At 27.0% G+C, this 3,513-nt stretch carries 6 protein-coding genes; 3 read left to right on the plus strand and 3 right to left on the minus strand.

The genetic code is table 11. The features are described from left to right. From ACH2BO_RS05460 to tpx, 3 genes are all read right to left on the minus strand, one after another. Nucleotides 1–690: DNA translocase FtsK 4TM domain-containing protein (locus ACH2BO_RS05460; protein WP_395043740.1), on the minus strand; the 690-nt coding region annotated here is incomplete at its 3' end. A 40-nt stretch (nucleotides 691–730) separates the two neighbouring features. Beyond that, complete coding sequence (locus ACH2BO_RS05465; protein ID WP_395043741.1) at nucleotides 731–1,102, minus strand: diacylglycerol kinase; 372 nt, start codon at nucleotides 1,100–1,102, stop codon at nucleotides 731–733. Between the two features lie 5 nt (nucleotides 1,103–1,107). Further along, a complete protein-coding gene (gene tpx, locus ACH2BO_RS05470; RefSeq protein ID WP_395043742.1) occupies nucleotides 1,108–1,605 on the minus strand; it encodes a thiol peroxidase in 498 nt (165 codons plus the stop codon). Nucleotides 1,606–1,745: 140 nt separating this feature from the next. Here tpx and ACH2BO_RS05475 point away from each other — a divergent pair, with 140 nt between their 5' ends. From ACH2BO_RS05475 to ACH2BO_RS05485, 3 genes are all read left to right on the plus strand, one after another. Beyond that, on the plus strand, nucleotides 1,746–2,069 hold the full coding sequence (locus ACH2BO_RS05475; RefSeq protein ID WP_395043743.1) for an ArsR/SmtB family transcription factor: 324 nt from the start codon (nucleotides 1,746–1,748) through the stop codon (nucleotides 2,067–2,069). Between the two features lie 129 nt (nucleotides 2,070–2,198). Beyond that, nucleotides 2,199–2,816 carry a class I SAM-dependent methyltransferase gene (locus tag ACH2BO_RS05480; RefSeq protein ID WP_395043744.1) on the plus strand — a complete coding sequence of 206 codons (618 nt, stop codon included), beginning with the start codon at nucleotides 2,199–2,201 and terminating at the stop codon, nucleotides 2,814–2,816. Then, entirely contained in the window at nucleotides 2,816–3,238 is a 423-nt protein-coding gene (locus ACH2BO_RS05485; RefSeq protein ID WP_395043745.1) for an arsenate reductase ArsC, read from the plus strand. The genes ACH2BO_RS05480 and ACH2BO_RS05485 overlap by 1 nt, the downstream gene beginning before the upstream one ends. Nucleotides 3,239–3,513: the final 275 nt, after the last annotated feature.

Consider the following 3,513-nt stretch of genomic DNA (forward strand, 5'->3'; position numbering starts at 1 on the left):
TAAGTCGTCTTTGGTTTCGTCAACAGCATACTCTTCAAGATTGTAACTAGAATCTAATTTTTCTGATTTCAAATCGTCTAAATGAGCATTCATTTCTGATTTTCTTTTTTCGAAAAAAGTTTTTATAGTATCTGGAGATAACTTAATTTTAAACAATAAATAAATTATTAATCCAAAAACTAAAACTAAAAATGTTCCAATTTTACCTATATAATCTTGAAAAAATAAATTCATTTCATAACCAATTGTTCCGCCAAGTTCTGGAATAGAATTTGCAAAAAAACCAAACAAAATTGATAGTATAATAACACCAAATAAATCCCAAAACCAAGTAGTTTTTAGTTTTTTTAATGGCAATTCTAAAATTAAAAAAGCTCCAGTTATGAAGAATAATTTTACAAACAAAAAAGAAGCCGCACCAAAACCTTTAAAAATAAAAAAATCGGCAAGGTATGCTCCAAATTTACCTAACCAGTTTGTTGCTGGTTTTGTTCTGTCAGCAACTTCATTAACAACACTTTGATCGCTTTGACCATGAATAAAAAAAGATACAAATGCTATTAATAAACCAATAGAAAACAAGCATAAAAGACAACCCAAAACTACTTTGTATTGACGCTTCATTTTCAAGGATTTTATTTCTTTAGAATCTGTAGATTTTGTATTCTCTTTTTTTACTGATTTTGCCATTAGATACTATAAAAATAGAAATTTATGTTGTTAGATAATATTAAAATTTTGGAATATAAATAATACAACCAATTGCAATAGCCGTCATTGCTGCAAAGAAAACAGCTCCGGCAGCAATATCTTTGATAAAACCAATTTTTTCATGAAATTCTGGATGAATAAAATCTGCAGTTTTTTCTACTGCTGTATTCAATCCTTCAACTGCAAGAACTAAACCAATTGCCAGGGTTTGAAACATCCATTCTTCTTTAGTAATTTCAAAATAAAAACCTGCAACAATTAAAAATAAAGCAATACAACTTTGAACCATAACACTATGTTCTGTAGTTGCTAATTTTATTGCACCTTTTAATGCAAATCCCATACTTTTAAATCTTCCAGAAAAAAACGATTTATCTCTTTGAAATTCCATAAATATTAAAGTGAAGCCAATGCTGCTTCATAATTTGGTTCATCAGCTATTTCTGAAACTTGTTCTGCATATTTTACAACTCCATTTTCATCCAATACTATTACAACTCTTGAATGTAAACCTGCTAATACACTTTCTGACATTTCTAATCCGTAATCTTTACCAAATTTTCCTGTATTAAAATCAGATAAATTGATAACGTTTTCTAATCCTTCAGAACCACAAAAACGTTTTTGAGCAAATGGTAAATCTCTAGAAATACAAAGTACTTTGGTGTTTTCGAGTTTGTTCGCATCTGCATTAAATTTGCGAACAGAAGTTGCACATGTTCCAGTATCAATACTTGGAAATATATTTAATATCAACTTGCTTCCTGCAAAATCTGATAAAGAAGTTAAGGATAAGTCATTTTTTATTAACTGAAATTCTGGTGATTGCGAACCTACTTTTGGTAATTCACCATTAGTGTTTATAGGATTTCCTCCTAAAGTTATTGAAGCCATTTTTTATGATTTTTTTAAGCATCAAAAATAGGAATTTATTTTGGATAAAGAAATATTGATTAAACTATAAAATTCAACAATTAATATTTGAATTTTATATTTGTTTATTGTAATATTGCAATATTAAATTTTAGTATATTATGGGAGCATCAAAATCAGAATCTTTTTCATTAGAACACAATGAATTGTCAAATTTATTCAAAGCACTTTCGCATCCTGCAAGAGTTGCAATAATTGAATATCTTCTTAAAGTTGACACTTGTATTTGTGGTGATATTGTAAACGAATTACCATTGGCGCAACCAACAGTTTCGCAACATTTGAAAGAACTAAAAAATGTAGGAATCATCAAAGGAAGCATTGAAGGAACTGCAATTTGCTATTGCTTAAATCCAGACACTTTAAAAAAAATTGAATCTTATTTTGCTTTAATTTCTAATAAATTAAAATTGAAATGTTGTTAGTATGAAAAAATTTATAATAAAACATAGAAAGTCAATAATAATAACAATTTCAATCACTGTTTTGCAATTAATTTGGGGTTTTGACCCTAAATTTTGCATCATTAATATAATTTGGTTATTTGTATAATTATGGAAGATAAAAAATCACATTGGGAAAACGTTTTTTCAACAAAATCAGAAAATGAAGTAAGTTGGTTTCAAAAAACGCCTTTAACTTCGTTTCAATTTATTGAAAAATTAAAGTTAAATAAAGATTCAAAAATTATAGATATTGGTGGCGGCGACAGCTATTTTATAGATTCACTTATAGAACTCGGATATACTAATTTAACATTATTAGACATTTCTTCAAAAGCAATTGAAAGAATTAAAAATAGGTTAGGTAAGAAATCTAAGAATGTAACCTTTGTTGTATCTAATATTTTAGATTTCAAACCAAATGAAGTCTATGAATTTTGGCATGATAGAGCATCCTTTCATTTTTTGACCGAGAAAAATCAGATTGAAAAATATGCTGAAATAGTTTCTAATGCATTAACATTTGATGGTAAAATGGTAATAGCCACTTTTTCTGAAAACGGACCAAAAAAATGCAGTGGATTGGATATAACTCAGTATAATGAGCAGAAAATGAATGAAGTTTTTCAAGATAATTTTGAACTTATAAATTCATTTACAGAAGATCATAAAACACCATTTGACACTATTCAAAATTTTATTTTTTGTACTTATAAAAGAAAAAAGTAATGATAAATATTTTAGTTCTTTGCACAGGAAACAGTTGTAGAAGCCAAATAGCACATGGTTTTTTAGAGCATTTTACTGATGGTAGAAAAGTAAAAGTATATTCGGCTGGAGTTGAAACTCATGGTTTAAATCCTAAAGCAATTTTAATTATGAACGAAATTGGAATTGATATTTCACAAAACACTTCTAATAATATTGATGAATATTTAGATGTTTCATTTGATTATATAATCACTGTTTGTGATAATGCTAAAGAGCGTTGTCCTTTTTTTCCAACTAAAGCAATTAAGTTGCATTATAATTTTCCTGATCCTGCAAAAGCTAATGGAAGTGATGAAGAAGTTATTGATGAATTTAGAAAGGTAAGAATGTTGATTAAAACTTATTGCGAAGATTTTATAAAAAAAATTAAACTTAATTAGTTTTTTCTGTTTTGTTTTCATAGAAGCTTCATTTTTATTTATTTATATTATAATATGAAATAATATTTTGTAAATTTGATAAACCAATAAAAGTAAAACATTATGAAAATTGCAATTATTATTGTTCGTGTATTATTAGGATTGATTTTTATTTATGCATCTTTGATGTTTTTCTTCAAATTATCTCCAGAAACGGTCTCAGTTGGTTATGCTAAAGTGTTTGAAGTTGGTCTTATAGCTTCAACATATTTAATTCCGTTAACCAAAATTTTAGA

The sequence above is a fragment of the Flavobacterium sp. genome (assembly GCF_043773265.1).
GTDB lineage: Bacteria > Bacteroidota > Bacteroidia > Flavobacteriales > Flavobacteriaceae > Flavobacterium.